Here is a 23,414-nt window from a genome sequence, read left to right as displayed (position 1 = left end):
TGGGGCCGGCGCGAGACAATGAGGGAACCATGATCGGACGGCTGAACCATGTGGCCATCGCGGTGCGCGACATCGCCGCCGCCTCGCAGCTCTATCGCGACACCCTTGGCGCGGAGGTGTCCGCGGCGGTGCCGCAGGCGGAGCATGGCGTGACCACCGTGTTTGTGACCCTGCCGAACACCAAGATCGAGTTCCTGGAGCCCCTTGGCGAGAATTCCCCCATCGCCAAGTTCCTGGAGCGGAACCCCGACGGCGGCATCCATCACATCTGCTACGAGGTGGATGATATCATCGTGGCGCGTGACCAGCTCAAAGCGAAGGGCGCCCGCGTGCTCGGCTCCGGTGATCCGAAGATCGGCGCTCATGGAAAGCCGGTGCTGTTCCTGCATCCGAAGGACTTCAACGGCACCCTGGTCGAACTGGAACAGGCCTGAGGTCGGGGCGATGTCGGTTGGAGCCGTCGTCGCCATTTATTTCATCGTCTGGTGGATCAGCCTGTTCGCGGTGCTGCCCTGGGGGGTGCGCGCGCAGGCGGAGGTGGCCGATATCGTCCCGGGGAGCGACCCCGGGGCGCCGGCACGGCCTCGATTGCTGCGCAAGATGCTGGCGACGACGGTGCTGGCGGCGTTGATCACCCTTGTCATCGTCTATGTGATCTCAAGTGGCGTGATCGCCCTTGAGGACCTGCCCATGCCCTTCGATACCACGGCCGACTGAGGCGCAACGCTGCTGGCGGCGGGGGCGCGGGTGACGCGGTGGGCCGCAACTGCCCGTCGCGGCATTTCCGGTGCGTTCATGCCAAAGTGCCGGCAGGCCTGACTGACCGGCCTTTCGTGAAGCCGAGACCCGTCCGTCCGGCAGTGGTCCGAAGATCAAGGCCGCTGGTATCGGGTCCCCGCGTTGGGCGGCGCCCGGACGGATCCGGTGCGCGCGGGAGCGATCACGGGGTGGCGCGCCGATTTCAATGGCCTGAAAATTATTTTCGATCATCGCCGCCGCAGCCGGGAAAAAGCACGCTTTCGCTGCGGTGCGGGACGACATCCGGTGACCTGCGCGGGCGGATAGGCCCTGTGGCATCGACTCGCCAGACTTATTTATAGCAATATACTGCCATAAATCAAGGGCAGCTCAGCTTCGGTTGAAGGGTGTGCTGAGCCGGCTTCCGACCGGGGCTCGGCGCCTTGGGAGGCTGGCGTCGCCGGGCCACCACACTGGGCGCGAACCGGGCCGGGGAGGCTGCAAAGCGTCCTCGGCAGGGCACCGCGAGGGCGGAGGCAGGGGGCGGTACAGATGAGGAAGCGCTTGAATCCAAAAGAAAAGGCGAGGCCCGATGGCCTCGCCTTTGTCATTCCCACGGCTCCTGTGCCGCCTGCGGGTCTGATGCCCACTGAGGTGCGACATGGCCAATCCGTGATGCCGATTCCGTGCGCGCTCCTCTTTGGAGCGATCGTCGGCCGGCTGTTGTTATTCGATTCCTCCCGAGACCCGGACCGCGTTCACCGCCCGGTTAACCAGGCTGGCGACGATCCCCTTTCTTGTGCGGGGACAAACTAGAACAAGATTCTGTCGTTTGTCATCCTTGCGCCGCAATAAGTCATACGCTGCGTCGCAACATGGGTGCGCGTTGGAGCGCTTTTGGGGCGCGCTCTTGTGTTTTGGCGGCGCTTCCGCTTTCACTCCGCGCGACCCTTTTCGATCCCTCAGCCGTCGAGCCTTGCGATGCGCCTTTCCCGTTATTTTCTGCCGATCCTGCGTGAAGTGCCCCGGGAGGCGGACATCGTCTCCCACCGCCTGATGTTGCGCGCGGGCATGATCCGCCAAGAGGCCGCGGGAATCTTCGCCTGGCTGCCGCTCGGCCACCGCGTGCTCAACAAGATCTGCGGCATCATCCGCGAGGAGCAGAACCGGGCCGGCGCCATCGAGATGCTGATGCCCACCATCCAGTCCGCCGACCTGTGGCGGGAAAGCGGGCGCTACGACGATTATGGCAAGGAGATGCTACGAATCCGCGATCGTCATGATCGCGAGATGCTGTTCGGCCCCACCAACGAGGAAATGATTACCGACGTCGTGCGCGCCTATGTGAAGTCCTACAAGGCGTTGCCGTTGAACCTCTACCACATCCAGTGGAAGTTCCGGGACGAGGTGCGCCCGCGCTTCGGGGTGTACCGCTCGCGCGAGTTCCTGATGAAGGACGCCTATTCGTTCGATCTGGACGCCGCCGGAGCCCGGCACTCCTACAACAAGATGTTCGTGGCGTACCTGCGGACCTTCGCGCGCATGGGCCTGAAGGCGATCCCGATGGTGGCGGATACCGGCCCCATCGGCGGCAACCTCTCCCATGAGTTCATCATTCTCGCCTCCACCGGCGAGAGCGAGGTGTTCTGCCACGGCGACTATCTGGAGATGGCGCCGCCGCCGGCCGATGTGAATTTCGACGACCGGGCCGCTCTGCAGCAGGTGTTCGACGATTTCACCTCGCTTTATGCCGCCACCTCCGAAAAGCACGACGAAGCCGCCTATGCCGCCATTCCGGAGGGCAAGCGCCTGGCGGCGCGCGGCATCGAGGTGGGGCACATCTTCTATTTCGGCACCAAATATTCGGAGCCGTTCGGTGTGACCGTGCAGGGACCCGACGGCAATGCCCACACGGTGCACATGGGGTCCTACGGCATCGGCCCGTCCCGCCTCGTGGCGGCCATGATCGAGGCCTCCCATGACGAGGCGGGAATCATCTGGCCGGACGCGGTGGCGCCCTTCCAGGTGGGCATCTTGAACCTGAAGGTCGGCGACAGCGCCACCGAGGCCGCTTGCGAGGGGCTTTACGCGCAGTTGACCGCCGCCGGCTACGACGTGCTCTATGACGACACCGAGGAGCGGGCCGGCGCCAAGTTCGCCACGGCCGACCTGATCGGCGTGCCGTGGCAGATTCTGGTCGGTCCGAAGGGGCTGGCCGACGGCAAGGTGGAACTGAAGCGCCGCCGCGGCGGCGAGCGCGAACTGATCGCGCCGAGCGACATTCTGGAGAGGCTGAAGGCATGAGCGCGCGCGCGTCGTCCGGGGTCGCAGACGAGGAACCCACCGGAACGCGGCCGTTCGCCCCGTTCGAGTGGATGCTGTCGCTGCGCTACCTCAGGGCGCGGCGCAAGGAAGGCTTCATCTCGGTCATCGCCGGGTTTTCCTTCCTGGGCATCACCCTGGGGGTGGCCACCCTCATCATCGTCATGGCGGTGATGAATGGCTTTCGCCAGGAGCTGCTGGGCAAGATCCTCGGGCTCAACGGCCATGTGCTGGTGCAGCCGCTGGAAAGCCCCCTGACCGACTTCAAGGAGGTGGCCGAGCGCATCGCCAAGCTCAACGGCGTGCGCCTGGCGGTGCCGCTGGTGGAAGGGCAGGCGCTGGCATCCTCGCAGTTCGGCGCCTCCGGCGTGCTGGTGCGCGGGCTCACGGAGAAGGACCTGCGCGGGCTGCCCTCGGTCAGCCACAACATCCGCTCCGGCACGCTGGAGGGCTTCGACACCGGGCAGGGGCTGGCCATCGGCAAGCGCCTCGCGGACCAATTGTCCCTGCGCGCTGGCGACAACATCACCCTGGTGGCCCCGCGCGGGGCGGTGACGCCCATGGGCACCTCGCCGCGCATCAAGGTCTACAAGGTGGCGGCCATCTTCGAGATCGGCATGTCGGAATACGACAGCGCCTTCGTCTTCATGCCGCTGCCGGAGGCCCAGGCTTATTTCAACCGCAACAACGACGTGAACGCCGTCGAGGTCTATATCGACAATCCAGACGACGTGGAGGAACTGCGCGGCGCGATCCAGGCCGCCGCCGAGCGGCCCGTCTACCTGGTGGACTGGCGCCGGCGCAACGCCACCTTCTTCAATGCCCTGCAGGTGGAGCGGAACGTCATGTTCCTCATCCTCACGCTGATCGTGCTGGTGGCGGCGCTGAACATCGTCTCCGGCCTCATCATGCTGGTGAAGGACAAGGGGCACGACATCGCCATCCTGCGCACCATGGGAGCCACCCAGGGGGCGGTGATGCGGGTGTTCCTCATCACCGGGGCGTCCATCGGCGTGGTGGGCACGCTGGTGGGGCTGGCGCTCGGGGTGCTGGTGTGCCTCAACATCGAGAGCATCCGCCAGTTCATCTCCTGGCTCACCGCGACCGAGCTGTTCTCGCCCGAGCTCTATTATCTCAGCCGGCTGCCGGCGCAGATGAATTTCGGCGAGACCGCCACCGTGGTGGTGATGGCCCTGGTGCTGTCGCTGTTCGCCACCCTCTATCCGTCCTGGCGCGCCGCGCGGCTCGATCCGGTGGAAGCGCTGAGATACGAGTGATGGACCAACCCGCCCGCCGACAGACAGGCTCGCCCGGTATGCCCTCCCGTCCCAACTATGCCCTGGCCCTCACCGGCGTCGTCCGCCGCTATTCGGAAGGGGCGGGGGCGCTTGAGATCCTGCGCGGGGTGGACCTCGCCATTTCGCCGGGCCAGTCGGTGGCGCTGGTGGCGCCCTCGGGCTCGGGCAAGTCCACGCTGCTGCACATCGCCGGCCTGCTGGAGCATTCGGACGCCGGTGAGGTGTTCGTCGACGGCCAGCCCACGGCCCGCCTGCCCGATGCCGAGCGCACCCGCATGCGCCGGCTGCACATCGGCTTCATCTACCAGTTCCATCATCTGCTCGGCGAGTTCACGGCGCTGGAGAATGTCGCCATGCCGCAGATGATCCGGGGGCTCTCCCACAAGGAGGCCAACCGGCGGGCGAAGGACCTGCTGACCTACCTCGGCCTGGGTCCGCGCTTGTCGCACCGCCCCTCTGAACTGTCCGGCGGCGAGCAGCAGCGGGTCGCGATCGCCCGCGCCTTGGCCAACGCGCCGCGCCTGCTGCTGGCCGACGAGCCCACCGGCAACCTCGATCCCAAGACCTCGGACCACGTGTTCGGCGCGCTCACCGAGCTGGTGCAGGCCACCGGCGTGGCGGCGTTGATCGCCACCCACAACCTGGAGCTCGCCGCCCGCATGGACCGGCGCGTGACCCTGCGCGAAGGCCGGCTGGTGGAACTGGCCTGAGGAGGCGGGCGAAGCTGCGGCGGAGCGTCGCGCTGTTTCCAGCCGAAGGTGCCGCGCCGCACCCCGGCGCACGCATCGGCGGGTGTCCGGGGCGGCGGATTCATCCGCATCGGGCGACGACCCCGGAGCGAGGGGTGGCCCACCCCATGAACGCAGGCGCCAGGGGCGTCACGAACCGGCGTGCGGGCCCCCGTACGTTCGCGCTCCAGCACTTCGGCGAGGTGCGCCGCTGCCTGTGCCGGTGCCGCAGGACTTCATCCGCGTGCGCGGCGGGGCTTGGCGGCGGGCGTGCGGAAACGCGGCGGGCGTGGCCCGGGCGGGCCCTGCCGCCGGGCCGCGCGCGCCGCCGCAAGGGGCTTAGCGAATGCAGCAAATGGGTCTATAGATGCTTCTGCAAGCTATTTCCCGATTGCGGGATCGCCAGCGACCTCCGATAGTTTATGCAATTCCGGTGACGCGCGATGCCCCTTTGCATTTTCGTCTCGCTGCCGAAGGCGGCGAATGTCCTTCGTTCTGGTTTTGGCGCGGCGCTTCTGTTGCTCGCTAGCGGCGCCATGTCGGCCACGCCGGCTGTGGCCCAGGCGCCCGCGGGCGCTCCCGCATCCCTGCCTGCGCCGTCCACGCCGGCCGTTGGCGGTCCGTCCGCCACGGTCGTCACCCCGTCTGCACCAGTTCCGGTCGCGCCCGTGGTCGCGCCGGCCGTGCCTGTCGCCAGCGAGGGGCCGGCGGTTGCCGCGCCCCACCATTCGCCGGCCCCCGGCGTGGGCGAAGCGCCGCCCGCCACCGACGTGGTGACACCGGAGCCGCCCGCCGCCCTGCTGCCCCATGACCTGTCGCCGTGGGGCATGTTCATGGCCGCCGACGTGGTGGTGAAGGCGGTGATGCTGGGCCTGGCCCTGGCGTCGGTCGTCACCTGGACCGTCTGGTTCGCCAAGTCGATGGAGCTGTTCTTCGCCCGCATCCAGGTGAGCCGCACCCTGAAGGCGCTGCGCGCCGCGCCGACGCTGAGCGCCGCGGCCGCCGCCATTCCCAAGGGCCGTGGCCCGGCCCCGGCGACGGTGCACGCGGCGCTTGGCGAATGGGAGGTATCGGCCGGCCTGCCGGCGGAGGGCATCAAGGAGCGCGTGGCGATTTCGCTGGGGCGCATCGAGGCCGGCGCCGGCCGCCGCATGTCGGGGGGCACCGGCGTGCTCGCCACCATTGGCGCGGTGGCCCCGTTCGTCGGCCTGTTCGGCACGGTGTGGGGCATCATGAACGCCTTCATCGGCATCTCCCGGGCGCAGACCACCAATCTGGCGGTGGTGGCCCCCGGCATCGCCGAGGCGCTGCTCGCCACCGCCATCGGCCTTGTGGCCGCGATTCCGGCCGTGGTGATCTACAACGTGTTCGCCCGCGCCATTGCCGCCTACAAGGCGCGCCTGGCCGATACCTCGGCCGAGGTGATGCGCCACCTGTCCCGCGACCTCGACCGGGCCGCCGAAGGCGGCGGTGCGCACACCCTGCGCGCCGCGGCTGAGTAAGGGGCGCGTTCCATGGCCGCGAAGCTCGACCACGGCGGCGACGATCTCGCCGAGAGCCACGAAATCAATGTGACGCCGTTCATCGACGTGATGCTGGTGCTGCTCATCATCTTCATGGTGGCGGCGCCGCTGGCCACGGTGGACGTGAAGGTGGACCTGCCCACCTCCAATGCCCAGCCGCAGCCGCGGCCGGACAAGCCGCTGTATCTCTCGCTGAAGAGCGACCATTCGCTGGCCCTCGGGGATGATCCGGTGGACCGCGCGATGCTGGGCGCAGCGCTCGACCGGGCGACCAGCGCCGACCGCCAGCAGCGCGTGTTCGTGCGCGCGGACAAATCGGTGGACTACGGCACGGTGATGGAGGTGATGAACCTCCTGAGGACTGCCGGCTACCTCAAGGTTGCCCTGGTGGGGCTCGAGGGGCCGCCCAGCGCAGCGGCGCCGGCGGCCTCCGCGAGCCTGCCGGCAGCCTCCGCGACGCTGCCGGCGGCGGGGGCGGCGCAGTGAGCGCGCTGCACTGGCACGACCTGGACCGACACCATCTGCGGGAATCGGCCCTTCGCTTCGCGGCGGCCGGGGTGTTCATCGTCCTCCTCCACACGGCGTTCGTCTATGCGGCGCTGTTCTGGCGCAAGATCGAGGCCGCCGCCGCACCACCCGCGGCGGTGATGATCGAGCTGGCGCCCATGCCGGTGAGTGCGCCCTCGCAGACCGAGGACGTGGCGCCCGGCCCGGAGATGATGCAGTCGCCGGAAACCACGCCCGATGCCCCCGACGCGCTGGAGGAGGCGCCGCCGCCGCCCGATCCCATCAAGCAGGAGGTGGTTGAGAAGGTGCCGGAGCTGCCGCCGTCGCCCGCGCCCTCCGAGGTGGTGCTTCCCAAGCCAGAGCCGGAAGTGAAGCCGGTGGAGAAGCCGAAGCCCAAGCCGGTGGAGAAGCCGAAGAAGGAGGCCAAGCCGACCCGGCGCAAGCAGGCGCCCGTCACTTCGGCCGCGCCGCGTTCGGATGCCGCGCCTTCCCAGTCCACGGCGGCGCCCTCGCCGGGCATGGAGGCCTCGAACTCGCAGGCGCGGGCGAGCTGGGCGGCGATGATCTCGGCCCATCTCAACCGCTTCAAGCGCTATCCGCCGGGGTCCGAGGGGGTTACCGGGCGGCCGTCGGTGCGCTTTTCCCTGGATGGTTCGGGCCGTGTCACATCCGTCAGCCTGATCCGCTCTTCCGGGTCGGAGGTGCTGGACGGAGAGGCGATGGCCACTGTGCGGCGCGCCTCGCCCTTCCCCTCGCCGCCGGACGGACGCGGCGCCAGCTTCAGTGTCCCGGTGAACTTCACCCGGCGTTGACGCAGCCGGGCTCGCTTCGTCGGGTCCGGCACCGGCATGTGTGCGGCTGCGCCCGGTGTTCCGGTGCCGGTCTGCCCCGGCCGTCCGGCGCGCCATCGGCTGAGGGTCCTCCAATCGCCTCCAGGGTGGTCACGGACGGCCCGGCCGGGACGGCGCGCTGAACCGATGTCGCCCCGCCGCGAGCGCGTGGCCAGGCGGGTCCTGAACGCCCGGCCACGGCTTCGGCCCGCACCCAGGTCTTCTCTCTCCATGTCCTGGCTCGTCTGGGCGCTTCTGTCGGCAGCAGTCGCGGCGTTGACCGCCATCTTCGGCAAGGTGGGTGTCGCCGGCATCCACCCCGACCTCGCTACCCTCATCCGCACCGTGGTCATCCTGCTGCTGATCGCGGCCATGGTGACCCTGGGTGGCGCCTGGCGCGCGCCTGCCGCCATTTCCGGGCGGACCTGGCTGTTCCTGCTCCTGTCCGGCCTCGCCACCGGGGCGTCGTGGCTATGCTATTTCCGGGCCCTGAAGATCGGCGAGGCCGCGCGGGTGGCGCCAGTGGACAAGCTGAGCGTGGTGCTGGTGGCGGTGTTCGGCGTGGTGTTCCTGGGTGAGCGGCTGAGCACCCTGGCGGCTCTGGGCGTGGCGCTGATCGCGCTGGGCTCGGTGCTGGTGGCCGTGAGCTGAGGCTACCAGCACCTCATACCATCGGCCTCGGTCTTCGACCGCTGCCAAGCTTCGACCGGTGCCCTGTGGGTCCGTTCAAGGGCCGCGCGGGACTGACCAAAGGCCCATGAGTCACGCTCACGGGGCTTTGGTATCAGAAGTGGCTGTAGCTGCCGGCCCCGAAATCGAGGGGGTGCCCGCCCGCGTCCCGCACCTCGAGGCCGGGCTCGGCCCTTGTCTCGCCGATCGGCGCCACGGGAACGCCGGCCCGCGCCGCCGCCGCCATGAAGTCGCGCACCGCCGCATGGGGCACGCAGGCGAGGATTTCGTAATCGTCGCCCCCGGTGAGCGCGTTGGCCAGAAGACGGCCGTCGTGGCGGATGGCCGCCGTCGCCGCGCCGGACAGGGGCACGCGGTGCGCTGCGATGTGCCCGCCGCATCCGGACGCCGCCAGCATCTTGGCAAGGTCGCCCACCAGCCCGTCGGAAACGTCCATGGCGGAGGCCGCGAAGGCGCGCAGGGCATCCGCCAGGGCCATGCGCGGCTGCGGGTGCAGATAGCGGTCCAGCAGGTGCCCGCGCTGCGCGTCATCGAGCCCGGCGAAGGCGGGGTGCGGCGAATCCCGCCGCAGCAGCAGGCCGAGCGCCGCGTCGCCGATGGTGCCGGAAACCAGGATCGCCTGTCCCGCACCGGCGCCGGTCCGGGGCACGAAGCCCCCGTGGGGCACCGCGCCGAGTGCCGTGAGGGTGAGCGTCAGCGGGCCGGGCGTGACCACCGTGTCGCCGCCCAGCAGCGGGCAGCCATAGGTGGTGAGATCGGCGCCGAGGGCGGCGGCGAACGCCTCCACCCAGGCCTCCGGCGTGGCCTTCGGCAGGGCCAGGGCCAGTAGCGCGCCGAGCGGGCGGGCGCCCTTGGCGGCAAGGTCCGAGAGGTTCACCCGCAGCGCCTTGCGCGCCACGCTCGCGGGCGGGTCATCGGGAAAGAAATGCACGCCGGCCACCACCGCGTCCTTGGTCAGGACAAGGTCGGCGCCGGGGGGCGGCGACAGCAGCGCGGCGTCGTCCTGCAGGCCCAGCGCCGCCGGGGTGCCGGCCAGCGGGCGCAGGAAGCGGGCGATGAAGTGGTCCTCGCCCGAGCCGTCGGCGCGGTGACCGGCTTCCGCCATGTCAGGCGGCGCCCGGTCCGCCGAACTCCCGCCCGCGCAGGTCGTGGGCGAGGGTGTCCAGCACGGCGTTGACCATGCCGGTTTCGTCACGGTCGAGAAAGGCGCCGGCGACATTCACATATTCGGTGATGACCACCCGCGCCGGCACGTCGGGCCGGGAGAGCAGCTCGAACGCGCCCGCCCGCAGCACCGCCCGCAGCACCGCTTCCACCCGGCGCAGCGGCCAGCCGTGGGAGAGGGCGCCGTCCACCAGAAGATCGATGCGCCGTTGCTCGGCGAGCACGCCCTCCACCACCGAGCGGAACAGCTTGATGTCCGCATCCGGCAACTGGGTGCCCTCCACCTCCTGGCCGAGCCAGTGGCTCTCGAACTCGGCGAGGATGTCGTGGATGGGGGTCTGCGCCAGGTCCATCTGGTAGAGCGCCTGCACCGCGCCGAGGCGGGCCGCGCTCTTCTTCATGGGGCGGGTGGCGGTCTCGCTCATCGCTCCAGCCTCCGGCGCAGCTTGAGCAGCGACAGCGCCGCCGCGGCAGCGCCGCCGCCCTTGTCGCCCTCGCTCACCCGGGCGCGCTCCCAGGCCTGGGCCTCGGTGTCCACGGTGAGGATGCCGTTGCCCACCGGCAGGGCGCGGCCGAGGCCGAGATCCATCAGCCCGCGCGAGGATTCGCCAGCGACGATCTCGAAATGGTAGGTCTCGCCACGGATCACCGCGCCCAGGCCCACCACCGCATCCACCGTCTCGCCCGACATCTCGGCGGCGTCGAGGGCGATCTCGGCGGCGATGGGGATTTCCAGCGCGCCGGGGACGGTGATGACGAGAACCTCGACGCCGGCGGCTTCCAGCACCGCGCGGGCGCCGGCCAGCAGCTCGTCGGCGAGCGCCTCGTAATAGCGGGCCTCGACGATGAGCACGCGGGCGCCTTCGAGCAGCTCATCCTTCTCCTGGGAAGCATCCCTGCGCGTCGTCACCATGGATATCGTCTCCGAGACTGAGGCGGGAGGCGTACTAGAGCGCGCCGCGCCGCGCAAGCGCGCCGCGTGCGCCCGGGGTGCAGAGCACATCCCAGTTTCTTGAATGCAACGCCCTCAGGGGCGGGGGAACTCGGCCAGCCGGGCGGCGTAGCGCGCCATCAGGTCGACCTCGAAGTTCACCAGGCCGCCCGCGGCGACGCCACCCCAGGTGGTGACCGCCAGGGTGTGGGGAATGAGCAGGCAGGAGAAGCGGTTCCCCTCCACCGTGTTGACCGTGAGCGAGGTGCCGTCCAGGGCGACCGAGCCCTTCACCGCCACGAACCGGGCCAGCGGCTCCGGCACCTCGAACAGGAAGCGGGTGGTGGCGCCCAGGTCTTCGCGCTGCAGCACGGTGGCGGTGGAATCCACATGGCCGGACACCATGTGCCCGCCCAACTCGTCGCCAATGCTCAGCGAGCGTTCGAGATTGATGCGCCGTCCCGCCTGCCAGGCGGCGACGGTGGTGATGGCGAGGGTCTCCGGCCCGGCGTCCACGGTGAAGCGGGCGGCGCGCGGGCCGGCGGCCTCCACGGCGGTGACGGTCATGCACACGCCGGAGCAGGCGATGGAGGCGCCGAGGGCGATGCCGGCGGGGTCGAAATCGGTGGCGATGGTGAGGGTCTTGACCTCTCCGCGCGCCTCGGCGGCGACGATCTCGCCCACGTCGGTGACGATGCCGGTGAACATTCAGCCTCTCCTTAAGCGACCGGTCGCGACCGGTCGCGGTTCAGTGCCGCCGTTCGCCGGGCGGGAGGCGGCGTGTGGCTCCTCCTTACCGCCGGCGCTTTCCCCGCGCGCTGCGACATCCTGCCTGAACGGCGGGGACACCGGCGCGCGCCGGATCTCCGGCAGGAGCGCTGGTGTCCGCGTCCTCATATGGAGATGTCCGGGGCGATCGGCCATGGGCGCGCGACCGCGGCATCGGCTCCCGGGCGGCGGGCTGAACGCCGCGCCTCAGCGCCGCCACAGGCGCACGAGATGATCGGCACCGAGGTCCTCGTGCTCCACTTCGGCGAATCCGACCGGAGCCAGGAGGCGGCCGAGCGGGCGGCCCGCCAGGGCCGGCAGGGCATCGGGCCCCAGCACCACCGGGCTGGTGAACACCGCGACCTCGTCCACCAGTCCGGCGTCGAGAAAGGCGGCCGCCACCTGCGGTCCGCCCTCCACCATCAGGCGGGTGACGCCCAGCATGCCCAGCAGCTTCAGCACCGCCGGCAGGTAGAGCCGGTCGTCGGGCCCGCCCCGGGGCACCCGCAGCACCTCCACTCCGCGCTCGGCCAAAGCGGCGGCGCGGTCGGCGGGCGCGTCCTCGGCGGTGACGACCCAAACCGGCACCTCGCAGGCGGTGCGCACGAGGGCCGATTCGAGCGGCAGGTCGAGGCCGCTGTCGAGCACGATCCGCACCGGGGAACGGCCCTCGAAGCCCTCCAGGCGGGTGGTGAGCATGGGGTCGTCGACACGCACGGTGCCCGCGCCGACCAGGATGGCGTCGGTGTGGGCCCGCATCAGGTGTGCCCGCGCCCGCGCCTCGGACCCGGTGATGATGGCGGGCCGGGGGCCGGGCAGGCCGGCCTTGCCGTCTGCCGAGACCGCCATCTTGAGCAGCACGTGGGGACGGCCGCTGGTGACGCGGCGGATGTGCCCGGCATGGTCCGCCAGCGCCTGCTCGGCGCCGACGCCCACCGTCACCCAGATGCCGGCGGCGCGCAGCCGGGCGACGCCGCGCCCCTTGACCCGGTGGTCGGGGTCCTCAATGGCGGCCACCACCCGGCGGACGTCGGCGGCGATCACCGCGTCGGCGCACGGCGGCGTGCGGCCGTGGTGGGAGCAGGGCTCCAGCGTGACATAGAGGGTGGCGCCGCGCGCCGCCGCGCCGGCCTGGGCCAGGGCCTGCGGCTCGGCATGGGGACGGCCGGTGGCGGCGGTGGCGGCGATGCCGACAATGCGCGGTCCGCCGGCACCGTGCTGCACCACCACGGCGCCCACGGACGGGTTGGGCCAAGTGCGGCCAAGCCCGGTCTGGCCGATGGCCAGGGCCTCGGCCATGAAACGTTCGTCTTCCTCCGGGGAGGTGACGTGGATGGGAACCGGGGACGCGGGCGCCATGGTGTCGCTCATTCCACGTTGCGCGGCGGCCGGGTGCCGCCCTTGGTGTCGGTGCGGGCGTCGGTCCGTGCGTCGGCCGGGGGGGCTGGCCTGCCACGGCCCTCGGCGGCGGGGGGCTCGCCCGGCGCGCCGGACACGGCGCCAAGGGCTCGCGGCTCGCCGTCGCCGGACAGCTCGGCCAGGGCCGATTCGAAATCCTTGGCCTCGCGGAAGTCGCGATAGACCGAGGCGAACCGCACATAGGCGACATCGTCGAGCTGCTTCAGGCCAGCCATCACCAGGGCGCCGATGGTGCCCGACGGGATGTCTCCGTCGCCGAGGCCTTCCAGCTGCCGCACCACGCCGGTGATCATGCGCTCCACCCGGTCGGCCTCTACCGGCCGCTTGCGCAGCGCCACCTGCACCGAGCGGGCGAGCTTGTCGCGGTCGAATGGCACGCGGCGGCCGGACCGCTTCAGGATCATGAGCTCGCGCAGTTGCACCCGCTCGAATGTGGTGAAACGCCCGCCGCAGTCTGGGCAGATGCGCCGGCGGCGAATGGCGGTGTTGTCCTCGGTGGGACGGGAGTCCTTCACCTGGGTGTCGAGGCTCCCGCAATAGGGACACCGCATCTTAGGGCCTGCCTCCGGCGCTCACGCAGGGTCGAACAGACAGGGGCCCTGCCGCCGCGCGGCGGCAGGGCCCCTGGCGCTCACGAATAGATGGGGAAGCGCTTCAGCAGGGCAGAGACCTTCTCGCGCACCGCCGCTTCCACCAGGGAATCCTCGTCCACGCCCTTCTGGGACAGCACGCCCAGCACCTCGGCGATGAGGTCGCCCACCTGCTGGAATTCCGCCACGCCGAAGCCGCGGGTGGTGCCGGCGGGCGTGCCCAGGCGCACGCCGGAGGTCACGAACGGCTTCTCGGGGTCGAACGGGATGCCGTTCTTGTTGCAGGTGATGTGGGCGCGCCCCAGGGCCGCCTCGGACACCTTGCCGGTGAGGCGCTTGGGGCGCAGGTCCACCAGCATCAGGTGGGTGTCGGTGCCGCCGGAGACGATGGCGAAGCCGTGGCCCTTGAGGGTCTCGGCGAGGGCCTTGGCATTCTCCACCACGTTCTTCGCGTACAGCTTGAACTCGGGGCGCAGCGCCTCGCCGAACGCCACTGCCTTGGCGGCGATGACGTGCATGAGCGGGCCGCCCTGGATGCCGGGGAAGATGGCCGAGTTGACCTTCTTGGCGATGTCCTCGTCATTGGTGAGGATCATGCCGCCGCGCGGGCCGCGCAGGGTCTTGTGGGTGGTGGTGGTCACCACATGGGCATGGGGGAACGGGCTCGGATGGGCGCCACCAGCCACGAGCCCGGCGAAATGGGCCATGTCCACCATCAGCAGGGCGCCGACGCTGTCGGCGATGGCCCGCATCTTCGGGAAGTCGATGACGCGCGGATAGGCCGAGCCGCCAGCCACGATCAGCTTGGGCTTGTGCTGGTCGGCCAGGCGGGCGACCTCGTCATAGTCGATGCGCTGGTCGTCCTCGCGCACGGTGTAGGGCACCGGCTTGAACCACTTGCCGGACATGTTGACCGGCGAGCCGTGGGTGAGATGCCCGCCGGCGGCCAGGTTGAGGCCGAGGAAGGTGTCGCCCGGCTGCAGCAGGGCGAAGAACACCCCCTGGTTCGCCTGGCTGCCCGAGTTGGGCTGCACGTTGGCGAAGCCGCAGTTGAACAGCTTCTTGGCGCGGGCAATGGCCAGGTTCTCGGCCACGTCCACGAAGTGGCAGCCGCCATAATAGCGCTTGCCCGGGTAGCCTTCGGCATACTTGTTGGTGAGGACCGAGCCCTGGGCCTCCAGAACGGCGCGCGAAACGATGTTCTCCGACGCGATCAGTTCGATCTCATCGCGCTGGCGACCCAGCTCCGCATCCACCACGCCGGCGATCTCGGGATCGGTCTCGGCGAGAGAGGCAGAGAAGAAGCGGTTCTTGTCCTCCGAAATGGAGGCGGGGTTCGCGTCCTGCGAGGCCATGGCAGGTCTCCGGTAATGTCGGGGTACTACGGGGCGCCTGGCGGGGAGGTGTCTGACGAGAAGAGCCCCGACCATAACGGTTCCTGCGCTTATCACACTGGCCGGGCTGTGTCCAAAACCGATCGGCATCGACCGCCCCCATCGCCGGGCCTTGGGCCGGCAGCGTTCCGGCCGTGCTCAGCCGGATAAGGAGTTTCTTCGCAGTTCATCAATTTTTATCACAGATGCGCCGGCGGAGCGGGCCGGAGCCTCGTTTCCTGATCGGTCCTGCAATCTGCGCGTGTCGCTGCGGGAGGCGTCCTGGTGATAAAAGGGGGGCGCCGATGACGCCCGTCGCGTCGTCGATCCCCGGCGGCCTCGGGTGCTCCCGTCCCCGTCCGGCGATCGCGCCGCGCGCAGCCGACACGCATTCGAGAGAAGCCCGCACGCCATGTCCGATCCAGGTTTCGTCCACCTGCACGTCCACTCCGCCTATTCGCTGCTCGAAGGCGCGATCTCGGTGGGCAAGCTGGCGGATTTCCTGAAGGGCGACGCCCAGCCCGCGGTGGCCCTCACCGACACCGGCAATCTTTTCGGCGCGCTGGAGTTCTCGGAGAAAATGGCGGGCGCGGGCATCCAGCCCATTCCCGGCGTCTCGCTGGCGCTGGACCTGCCGGAGCCGCCCGGGCCGCGCGGCGTGCTGCGTCCCAAAAAGCCGCGAATCGTGCTGCTGGCACAGCGGGACGACGGCTGGCGCAACCTCATGCGGCTGGTCTCCCGCTCCTACCTCGAGACCCCGAGCGACGAGGAGCCGCGCATCCTGGTGGAGTGGCTGGCCGAATCGTCGTCCGGCCTGATCGCCTTGACCGGCGGTCCCGCCGGGCCGCTCGACCTGGCGCTGGCCGGTGGCCACGCCGATCTGGCGGCCGCCCGGCTGGAGACCCTGCTGAACCTGTTTGGCGACCGTCTCTATCTGGAGTTGCAGCGCCACGGCACCCCGTCCGAGCGCCTTGCCGAGCCGGCCCTGATCGACCTTGCCTACGAGCGGGGCGTGCCCCTGGTGGCCAGCAACGAGCCCTTCTTCGCCGCCCAGTCGGACTACGAGGCCCACGACGCGCTCATCGCCATCGCCGAGAGCAAGATCGTCGCCGACGGCGACCGCCGCCGCCTGACGCCGGAGCACCGCTTCAAGACCCAGGCGGAAATGCTGGAGCTGTTCGCCGACCTGCCCGAGGCCACCGCCAACACCATCGAGATCGCCCGCCGCTGCGCCTATCGGGTGCGCACGGTGAAGCCGATCCTGCCCCGCTTCACCACCGCCGCCGAGAGCGAGGAGGGCTCCGACCCGGTGGAGGCCGAGGCGAAGGAACTGGACCGCCAGGCGCGCGAGGGGCTGGCCGCGCGCCTCGCCAAGCATGGCCCGGCGCCGGGCCTGGAGGTGTCGGCCTATGAGGAGCGGCTCGAATACGAGCTGTCCATCATCGCCCGCATGAAGTTCCCGGGCTACTTCCTGATCGTGTCGGACTTCATCAAGTGGGCCAAGGCGCACGGCATTCCGGTGGGGCCGGGGCGCGGCTCCGGCGCCGGATCGCTGGTGGCCTATTCGCTGCAGATCACCGATCTCGACCCGCTGCGCTTCCACCTGCTGTTCGAGCGCTTCCTGAACCCGGACCGCGTGTCCATGCCCGACTTCGACGTGGACTTCTGCCAGGAGCGCCGCGACGAGGTCATCCATTACGTGCAGGAGCGCTACGGGCGGGCGCAGGTGGCGCAGATCATCACCTTCGGTACCCTGCAGGCGCGCGGCGTGCTGCGCGACGTGGGCCGGGTGCTGGAAATGCCCTATGGGCAGGTGGACAAGCTGTGCAAGCTGGTGCCGCAGAATCCCGCCAACCCGGTGACACTGAAGCAGGCCATCGAGGACGAGCCGCGCCTTCAGGCCGCGCGCGACGATGAAGAGGTGGTCAAGCGCGCCTTCGACATCGCGGTGAAGCTGGAGGGGCTCAACCGCCACGCCTCCACCCATGCGGCGGGCATCGTGATCGGCGATCGCAAGCTGCATGAGCTGGTGCCGCTCTACCGCGATCCCAAGTCGGACATGCCGGTCACCCAGTACAATATGAAATGGGTGGAGCAGGCCGGCCTGGTGAAGTTCGACTTCCTGGGCCTGAAGACGCTGACCACCATCGACAAGGCGGTGAAGCTGGTCCACCAGCGCGGCATCGATCTCGACATCTCCAAGATCCCGCTCGACGATCCCAAGACCTACGCCATGCTCGGCCGGGGCGAGACGGTGGGGGTGTTCCAGGTGGAAAGCGCGGGCATGCGCCGCGCCCTGGTGGACATGAAGGCCGACCGCATCGAGGACATCGTCGCCTTGGTGGCGCTCTATCGTCCCGGCCCCATGGCCAACATTCCGGTCTATTGCGACTGCAAGCACGGCCGGGCCAAGCCCGACTACCTCCACCCCATGCTGGAGCCGTACCTGAAGGAGACGTTCGGCGTCATCATCTACCAGGAACAGGTGATGCAGATCGCCCAGGCCATGGCCGGCTATTCGCTGGGCGAGGCCGACCTGCTGCGCCGCGCCATGGGCAAGAAGATCCGCGCCGAGATGGAGAAGCAGCGCGAGCGCTTCGTCTCCGGCTCCGCCGCGCGCGGCATCGACAAGGCGCAGGCCGACACCATCTTCGACCTGCTGGCGAAGTTCGCCGACTACGGCTTCAACAAGTCCCACGCGGCGGCCTATGCCCTGGTGGCCTACCAGACCGCCTGGCTGAAAGCCAACTATCCCAACGAGTTCCTGGCCGCCTCGATGACCCTCGACATGGGCAACACCGACAAGCTGGCCGAATTCCGCCAGGAGGCGCAGCGGCTGGGCATCACCGTGGTGCCGCCCAGCATCAACCGCTCGTTCCGCGAGTTCGCGGTGGAAAATGGCGAGATCATCTATGCCATGGCCGCCATCAAGGGGGTCGGCGGCGCGGCGGTGGAGGCGCTGGTCGCGGCGCGTGGCGACAGGCCCTTCAGGAGCCTTGCCGATTTCGCCGCGCGGATGCCGGTGAAGATGGTCAACAAGCGCACCCTGGAAAGCCTGATGGCGGCGGGCTGCTTCGACGTGCTGGAGAAGAACCGGGCGCGGGCGTTCGGCGCCATCGAGGCCATCGTCGCCGAGGCGCAGCGGGTGGAGGCCAACGCCCAGTCGGGCCAGAACGACATGTTCGGCTCCGGCCCGGTGGCGGCCAGGCTGCCGATTCCGGAGGTGGCGCCCTGGCTGCCGGCGGAACGGCTGCAGAAGGAATATGACGCGGTGGGCTTCTTCCTCACCGGTCATCCGCTGGACGACTACGCCGAGGCGCTGAAAAAGCTCAGGGTGCAGACCTTCGGCGAGTTCGCCCGCTCGGTGCGCGCCGGCGCCGCGGCGGGGCGGCTCGCCGCCACCGTGGTGTCGCGCCAGGAGAAGAGGACCAAGTCGGGTACCCGCATGGGCATCGTCGGTCTGTCGGATCCTTCGGGCACGTTCGAGGCGGTGATCTTCTCGGAAGGTCTGGCCCATTACCGAGACCTGCTGGAGCCGGGCACGCCCGTGCTGATGATGGTGGGGGCGGAACTGAACGGGGAGGATGTGCGGGTCCGCATCAATTCCTGCGAGCGGCTGGACGAGGTGGCCGCCCGCGCCCACAAGGCCCTGCGCATCTTCGTGCGCTCCCCGGACCCGCTGGAGGGCATCGCCAAGCGCCTGGAGGCGGGCGCGGGGCAGGGCAAGCGCGACGGCGAGGTGAGCCTGGTGCTGCTGATGGAGGATGGCAAGGCCGAGGTGGAAGTGCGTCTCGACGGCAAGTACGCGGTGTCGCCGCAGATCGCCGGTGCGCTCAAGGCGATCCCGGGCGTGGTGGCGGTGGAGGCGGCGTAAGGCGGAGGCGGCGCGCCACCCCCCGCCGGGCCGGCCGCATCCTCGTGAAAAGGGGCGCGGCCGGTCGCCGCCGCGCCCGCCAGGGGCGGCTCAGGATGCGCTCAGGACGGTGTTGCGACGCCTTCCAGCCGCTCGATGCGCGCCGTCGCGTTGTAGGCTTCCTCGTCGAGGATGCCCTGGCGCTTGGCGACGATGGTGGGCACCAGCGCCTGTCCGGCCACGTTCACGGCGGTGCGGCCCATGTCCAGGATCGGGTCGATGGCGAGCAGCAGGCCGACGCCCTGCAGCGGCAGGCCGAGGGTGGAAAGGGTGAGCGTCAGCATCACCACGGCGCCGGTCATGCCGGCGGTGGCGGCCGAGCCCAGCACCGACACCAAGGCGATGAGCACATAGTCGCTGGCGGCCAGCGGGACGTTGTAGAACTCGGCCACGAAGATGGCCGAGATCGCCGGATAGATGGCGGCGCACCCGTCCATCTTGGTGGTGGAGCCGAGCGGCACGGCGAACGCAGCATAGGCGCGGGGCACGCCGAGCTCGTTCTCGGTCACCGCTTCCGTCACCGGCATGGTGCCCACCGAGGAACGCGAGACGAAGGCGAGCTGGATCGCCGGCCAGGCGCCGGCGAAGAAGCGCAGTGGATTCAGTCCGTGCAGCGCCAGCAGGCTCGGATAGACCGCGAACAGCACGATGGCGAGGCCGATATAGACCGCCGCCGCGAACCAGCCGAGCTGGCCCAGGGCATCCCAGCCGTATTGGGCGACGGCGGTGCCGAACAGGCCCACCGTGCCGATGGGGGTAAGGCGGATCACCCACCACAGGATTCGCCGCACCACCGCCAGCGCCGATTCGTTGAAGGCGAGGAAAGCGGCGCCCTTTTCGCCCACCCGCACCGCCGCCGCGCCGACGATGATGGAGATGACCACCAGCTGCAGCACGTTGAAGTTGAGGGCGGTGCTGGCCTGGCCGTCGCTCACCCGGGTCGAGGCTTCGAGGGCGAACACGTTGGCGGGCACCAGCCCCTTCAGGAAGTCCAGCCAGCCGGCGCTGCCGCGCGGCAGCGCCTCGGCGGCGGCGGTGACCCCGGTGTGCAGCCCGGGCCTGATGAGGAGGCCGAGCGCGATGCCGATCACCACCGCGATCAGGGCGGTGATGGCGAACCACAGCAGCGTGTTCCACACCAGGGCGGCGGCGTTGGAAAGCTGCCGCAGGTTGGCGATGCTGGCGACGATGGCGGTGAACACCAGCGCCGGCACCAGGGCGCGCAGGAGCTGAACGAAAATGGTGCCGATGGTCTGCAGCGCCACCGCCAGCCCGTTCAGCTCCGGGCCGTGGGACGGACCGATGGAGCGCGCCAGCAGCCCGAGCGCGAGGCCGAGAACCAATCCGGCGATGACCTGAACGCCGAAGGAGGGCAGCAGGCGGGACCAGGGCGACGACGACGAAGGCGATGCGGCGGTCATGGTGGCACCTCGGCGGTTGCGACGGACCGCGCCACGCCGGCGCGGGCGATCGCTTTGCCAATATATATGATTAAATATGTCGATATAATATACTTTAGACGCGAAGTCCTGGGGCCGTGTTGGCCGATCGGCGGGACGAGAGCGGCGAGAGGGGCGCTTCCCCCGGCCGGCGCGCGGCAGGCCTTGCCTCGCGGCGGTCGTTCGCGTATATGCGCCGCCATCCCACACGCGGACTATCGGCCTATGGGCCATCCGGTGCCCTCGTTCCCTGACGGGTTGGGGGGTACGTCCGCGGAGGTTCAACCGGAGACGAACATGGCGATTCCCGATTATTCGATGCGTCAGCTGCTCGAGGCTGGCGTCCACTTCGGACATCAGTCCCACCGCTGGAACCCCAAGATGGCGCCGTACATCTTCGGCGTTCGCAACAACATCCACATTCTCGACCTGTCGCAGACCGTGCCGGCGCTGCATCGCGCGCTGCAGGCCGTGTCCGACACCGTGGCCCAGGGCGGTCGCGTGCTGTTCGTCGGCACCAAGCGCCAAGCGGCCGACCAGGTGGCCGACGCCGCCCGCCGCTCGGCCCAGTATTACGTGAACCACCGCTGGCTCGGCGGCATGCTCACCAACTGGAAGACCATCTCCAACTCCATCGCCCGGCTGAAGAAGCTGGAAGAGACCCTCTCGGCCCCGGAAGCCTCTTCCGGCTACACCAAGAAGGAGCGTCTCACGCTGTCGCGCGAGAAGGAGAAGCTCGAGAAGGCCCTTGGCGGCATTCGCGACATGGGCGGCCTGCCTGACCTGCTGTTCGTGATCGACACGAACAAGGAAGACATCGCCGTGAAGGAGGCCCAGCGCCTCGGCATCCCGGTGGCGGCCATCCTCGATACCAATTGCGATCCGGACGGCATTGCCTTCCCGGTTCCCGGCAATGACGACGCCGGTCGCGCCATCCAGCTCTATTGCGATCTGGTCGCCCGCGCCGCCATCGACGGCATCGGCCGCAGCCAGAGCGACTTCGGCCTCGACGTGGGCGCCGATGAGGCCCCGCTGCTGGAGGACCTGCCGGCGGAAGTCGGTGGCTGGATCGCGTTCGAGCCCCTGTCGGGCCCGCGCGGCGTGGCCGACGATCTGAAGAAGCTCGCCGGCGTGAGCCCGGAGATCGAGCAGAAGCTGAACGATCTCGGCGTGTTCCACTACAGCCAGATCGCCGGCCTGGAGCCGGTCGATGCGGCGCGCTTCGGCGACGAAGTGGGTCTGCCGGGCCGCGTGGAAGGCTGGGTCGCCCAGGCCAAGGCGCTGTCCGCCGAGGTCGAGTGATCTCGTCGCGCGGGTGAACACGAATCACGGGTAATTGGGGGCGCGGGGCGTCCCCGGCGGCCGGCTCGGGATACCCCTAGCCGGCCGTGGTGCGAGAAGAAGGGATTGAACATGGCTGCGATCACCGCCGGGCTCGTCAAGGAACTGCGGGAGAAGACCGGCGCCGGCATGATGGACTGCAAGTCCGCCCTCACCGAGACGGGCGGCGACGTCGAGGCCGCCGTGGACTGGCTGCGCAAGAAGGGCCTCGCCAAGGCCGCCAAGAAGGCCGGCCGCGTGGCCGCCGAGGGTCTGGTCGCGGTCGAGTCCTCCGGCCATTACGCCGCCGCCGTGGAAGTCAACGCGGAGACCGACTTCGTCGCCCGCAACACCGACTTCCAGGCGTTCGTGCGCGAGGCGGCCAAGCTCGCCCTCAACACCGACGGCACGCTGGAGGCGCTGGCCGCCGCCCGCTTCCCCGGCGCCGAGGTGTCGGTGGCCGACAAGCTGACCGCCCTCATCGCCACCATCGGCGAGAACATGACTCTGCGCCGCACCGCCAAGCTGACGGTGTCGGCCGGCGTGGTGGCCACTTATGTGCATGGCGCGGTGGTCGAGGGTCAGGGCCGCATCGGCGTGCTGGTGGCGCTCGAATCGACCGGCGACGTGGAGAAGCTCTCCGCTCTCGGTCGCCAGATCGCCATGCATGTGGCGGCGCTGAACCCGCTGGCGCTCGACGCCTCCGGCATCGACGAGGCCACCATCGCCCGTGAAAAGGCGATCCTGCTTGAGAAGCACCAGGGCAAGCCCGCCAACGTGCAGGACAAGATCGCCGAGAGCGGCATCAAGAGCTTCTTCAAGGAGAACACCCTCCTTGACCAGGCGTTCGTGCATGACGGCTCCAAGTCGGTGGCCCAGGTGCTGAAGGAGGCCGAGGGTTCGGTCGGCGCGCCGATCAAGCTCACCGGCTTTGTGCGCTATGCCCTCGGCGAGGGCATCGAGAAGGAAGAGACCGACTTCGCGGCCGAAGTGGCCGCCGCCGCCGGCCAGTCCTGATCGCACGGGGAGGGGGCGTCCCCATGTCGTTCGACGATTCGGATGTTCCCGAGCCCCTGGCGCCCTATGCGGCGCCAGGGCTTCCCTATCCCCGCATCCTGGTGAAGGTGTCGGGGGAGGCGCTGATGGGGCCGGAGCCGTTCGGCCTGCATCCGCCCACCGTGGCGGCCATCGCCCGCGATCTCGTGGCGGCGCGCGCGCTCGGCTGCGAGGTGGCGGTGGTGGTGGGTGGTGGCAACATCCTGCGCGGCGCGCGGGTGGCGGGCGAAGACCTCGACCGCGCCACCGCCGACCACATGGGAATGCTGGCCACGGTGATGAACGGGCTGGCGCTGGAGCAGTCCATCGAGAAGGCGGGGGCTCCGGCCCGCACCCTTTCGGCCGTGCCCATGCCCACGGTCTGCGAGCCCTATGCCCGTCAGCCGGCGCTTCGCCATCTGCGACGGGGGCGAATCGTGCTGCTCACGGGCGGCACCGGAAACCCCTATTTCACCACCGATACCGGGGCGGTGCTGCGCGCGGCGGAGCTCGATTGCGATGCGGTGCTCAAGGCCACCAACGTGGACGGCGTCTATACCGCCGACCCGAAGCTGGACCCGACGGCGACGCGCTATGAGCGGCTGACCCACGACGAAGCGCTGGCCCATGACCTGAAGGTGATGGACGCGGCGGCATTCGCCCTGGCGCGCGAGGCGGCCTTGCCCATCATCGTGTTCTCCATCCGCGAGCCGGGGGCCATCGCCGCCGCCGCGACCGGCTCCGGCCGGGTCACGGTGGTGGCGCCCTGAGAGCGGAACCGGGCGAAGGGCGGCGTCCCGCCGTTCGCCCGGCGCTGGTGGTGGCC

21 protein-coding genes are annotated in these 23,414 nt (G+C 69.7%); 13 read left to right on the top strand and 8 right to left on the bottom strand.

Annotated features, from left to right (window positions below):
• The first annotated feature begins 29 nt into the window (after nt 1-29).
• The 9 genes from mce to V5F53_RS08040 all read left to right on the top strand — a co-directional run bounded on the left by mce (nt 30) and on the right by V5F53_RS08040 (nt 8,597).
• Nucleotides 30-434 (top strand): methylmalonyl-CoA epimerase, encoded by a 405-nt coding sequence (gene mce / locus V5F53_RS08080; protein ID WP_393997092.1) that lies wholly within the window; start codon nt 30-32, stop codon nt 432-434.
• Nucleotides 435-444: 10 nt separating this feature from the next.
• Nucleotides 445-717, top strand: a complete 273-nt coding sequence (locus tag V5F53_RS08075; RefSeq protein ID WP_393997091.1) for a DUF1467 family protein — start codon at nt 445-447, stop codon at nt 715-717.
• Between the two features lie 1,002 nt (nt 718-1,719).
• Nucleotides 1,720-3,042: a proline--tRNA ligase gene (proS, locus tag V5F53_RS08070; RefSeq protein WP_393997090.1), complete on the top strand. Its 1,323-nt coding sequence runs from the start codon at nt 1,720-1,722 to the stop codon at nt 3,040-3,042.
• Nucleotides 3,039-4,337 (top strand): lipoprotein-releasing ABC transporter permease subunit, encoded by a 1,299-nt coding sequence (locus V5F53_RS08065; protein ID WP_393997089.1) that lies wholly within the window; start codon nt 3,039-3,041, stop codon nt 4,335-4,337. The genes proS and V5F53_RS08065 overlap by 4 nt, the downstream gene beginning before the upstream one ends.
• A 38-nt stretch (nt 4,338-4,375) precedes the next feature.
• Nucleotides 4,376-5,068: an ABC transporter ATP-binding protein gene (locus tag V5F53_RS08060; protein ID WP_393997088.1), complete on the top strand. Its 693-nt coding sequence runs from the start codon at nt 4,376-4,378 to the stop codon at nt 5,066-5,068.
• A gap of 686 nt (nt 5,069-5,754) precedes the next feature.
• A complete protein-coding gene (gene exbB, locus V5F53_RS08055) occupies nt 5,755-6,588 on the top strand; it encodes a tonB-system energizer ExbB (RefSeq protein ID WP_393997087.1) in 834 nt (277 codons plus the stop codon).
• Nucleotides 6,589-6,600: 12 nt separating this feature from the next.
• Nucleotides 6,601-7,095 (top strand): TonB system transport protein ExbD, encoded by a 495-nt coding sequence (gene exbD, locus V5F53_RS08050; RefSeq protein ID WP_393997086.1) that lies wholly within the window; start codon nt 6,601-6,603, stop codon nt 7,093-7,095.
• Nucleotides 7,092-7,928: a cell envelope integrity protein TolA gene (gene tolA, locus V5F53_RS08045; RefSeq protein ID WP_393997085.1), complete on the top strand. Its 837-nt coding sequence runs from the start codon at nt 7,092-7,094 to the stop codon at nt 7,926-7,928. Before exbD ends, tolA begins: the two co-directional genes overlap by 4 nt.
• 249 nt (nt 7,929-8,177) lie before the next feature.
• Nucleotides 8,178-8,597 (top strand): EamA family transporter, encoded by a 420-nt coding sequence (locus tag V5F53_RS08040; RefSeq protein WP_393997084.1) that lies wholly within the window; start codon nt 8,178-8,180, stop codon nt 8,595-8,597.
• A gap of 133 nt (nt 8,598-8,730) precedes the next feature.
• Here the strand turns inward: V5F53_RS08040 and thiL are convergent, their stop codons facing one another.
• The 7 genes from thiL to glyA form a co-directional block, all read right to left on the bottom strand.
• Nucleotides 8,731-9,741, bottom strand: a complete 1,011-nt coding sequence (gene thiL / locus V5F53_RS08035; RefSeq protein ID WP_393997083.1) for a thiamine-phosphate kinase — start codon at nt 9,739-9,741, stop codon at nt 8,731-8,733.
• 1 nt (nt 9,742) lies between these two features.
• Nucleotides 9,743-10,225, bottom strand: coding sequence for a transcription antitermination factor NusB (gene nusB / locus V5F53_RS08030; protein ID WP_393997082.1), 483 nt, complete (start codon nt 10,223-10,225; stop codon nt 9,743-9,745).
• The gene (gene ribH, locus V5F53_RS08025; RefSeq protein WP_393997081.1) at nt 10,222-10,713 is read right to left on the bottom strand and encodes a 6,7-dimethyl-8-ribityllumazine synthase; all 492 of its coding nucleotides are present in this window, start codon (nt 10,711-10,713) and stop codon (nt 10,222-10,224) included. Before ribH ends, nusB begins: the two co-directional genes overlap by 4 nt.
• Before the next feature lie 114 nt (nt 10,714-10,827).
• Nucleotides 10,828-11,439, bottom strand: coding sequence for a riboflavin synthase (locus tag V5F53_RS08020; RefSeq protein ID WP_393997080.1), 612 nt, complete (start codon nt 11,437-11,439; stop codon nt 10,828-10,830).
• A 267-nt stretch (nt 11,440-11,706) separates the two neighbouring features.
• On the bottom strand, nt 11,707-12,858 hold the full coding sequence (ribD, locus tag V5F53_RS08015; protein ID WP_393997079.1) for a bifunctional diaminohydroxyphosphoribosylaminopyrimidine deaminase/5-amino-6-(5-phosphoribosylamino)uracil reductase RibD: 1,152 nt from the start codon (nt 12,856-12,858) through the stop codon (nt 11,707-11,709).
• Between the two features lie 8 nt (nt 12,859-12,866).
• Nucleotides 12,867-13,469 carry a transcriptional regulator NrdR gene (gene nrdR / locus V5F53_RS08010; RefSeq protein WP_393997078.1) on the bottom strand — a complete coding sequence of 201 codons (603 nt, stop codon included), beginning with the start codon at nt 13,467-13,469 and terminating at the stop codon, nt 12,867-12,869.
• Between the two features lie 80 nt (nt 13,470-13,549).
• The gene (gene glyA / locus V5F53_RS08005; protein WP_393997077.1) at nt 13,550-14,863 is read right to left on the bottom strand and encodes a serine hydroxymethyltransferase; all 1,314 of its coding nucleotides are present in this window, start codon (nt 14,861-14,863) and stop codon (nt 13,550-13,552) included.
• 430 nt (nt 14,864-15,293) lie between these two features.
• Between glyA and dnaE the strand changes: the two genes are divergently transcribed.
• A complete protein-coding gene (dnaE, locus tag V5F53_RS08000; RefSeq protein ID WP_393997076.1) occupies nt 15,294-18,755 on the top strand; it encodes a DNA polymerase III subunit alpha in 3,462 nt (1,153 codons plus the stop codon).
• A 101-nt stretch (nt 18,756-18,856) separates the two neighbouring features.
• Here dnaE and V5F53_RS07995 read toward each other — a convergent pair whose 3' ends face one another.
• Nucleotides 18,857-20,215, bottom strand: a complete 1,359-nt coding sequence (locus V5F53_RS07995) for a dicarboxylate/amino acid:cation symporter (protein ID WP_393997075.1) — start codon at nt 20,213-20,215, stop codon at nt 18,857-18,859.
• Between the two features lie 315 nt (nt 20,216-20,530).
• Between V5F53_RS07995 and V5F53_RS07990 the strand changes: the two genes are divergently transcribed.
• The 3 genes from V5F53_RS07990 (at nt 20,531) to pyrH (ending at nt 23,358) form a co-directional block, all read left to right on the top strand.
• Complete coding sequence (locus V5F53_RS07990; RefSeq protein WP_393997074.1) at nt 20,531-21,535, top strand: 30S ribosomal protein S2; 1,005 nt, start codon at nt 20,531-20,533, stop codon at nt 21,533-21,535.
• Between the two features lie 111 nt (nt 21,536-21,646).
• Nucleotides 21,647-22,570: a translation elongation factor Ts gene (gene tsf, locus V5F53_RS07985; RefSeq protein ID WP_393997073.1), complete on the top strand. Its 924-nt coding sequence runs from the start codon at nt 21,647-21,649 to the stop codon at nt 22,568-22,570.
• Nucleotides 22,571-22,593: 23 nt separating this feature from the next.
• Nucleotides 22,594-23,358, top strand: coding sequence for a UMP kinase (gene pyrH / locus V5F53_RS07980; protein ID WP_393997072.1), 765 nt, complete (start codon nt 22,594-22,596; stop codon nt 23,356-23,358).
• Nucleotides 23,359-23,414: the final 56 nt, after the last annotated feature.

It is taken from the genome of Xanthobacter cornucopiae (genome assembly GCF_043195065.2).
Taxonomy (GTDB): domain Bacteria; phylum Pseudomonadota; class Alphaproteobacteria; order Rhizobiales; family Xanthobacteraceae; genus Xanthobacter.
The sequence above is the reverse complement of the archived record's forward strand: the minus strand, read 5'-3'. Positions and strand labels throughout refer to the sequence as shown.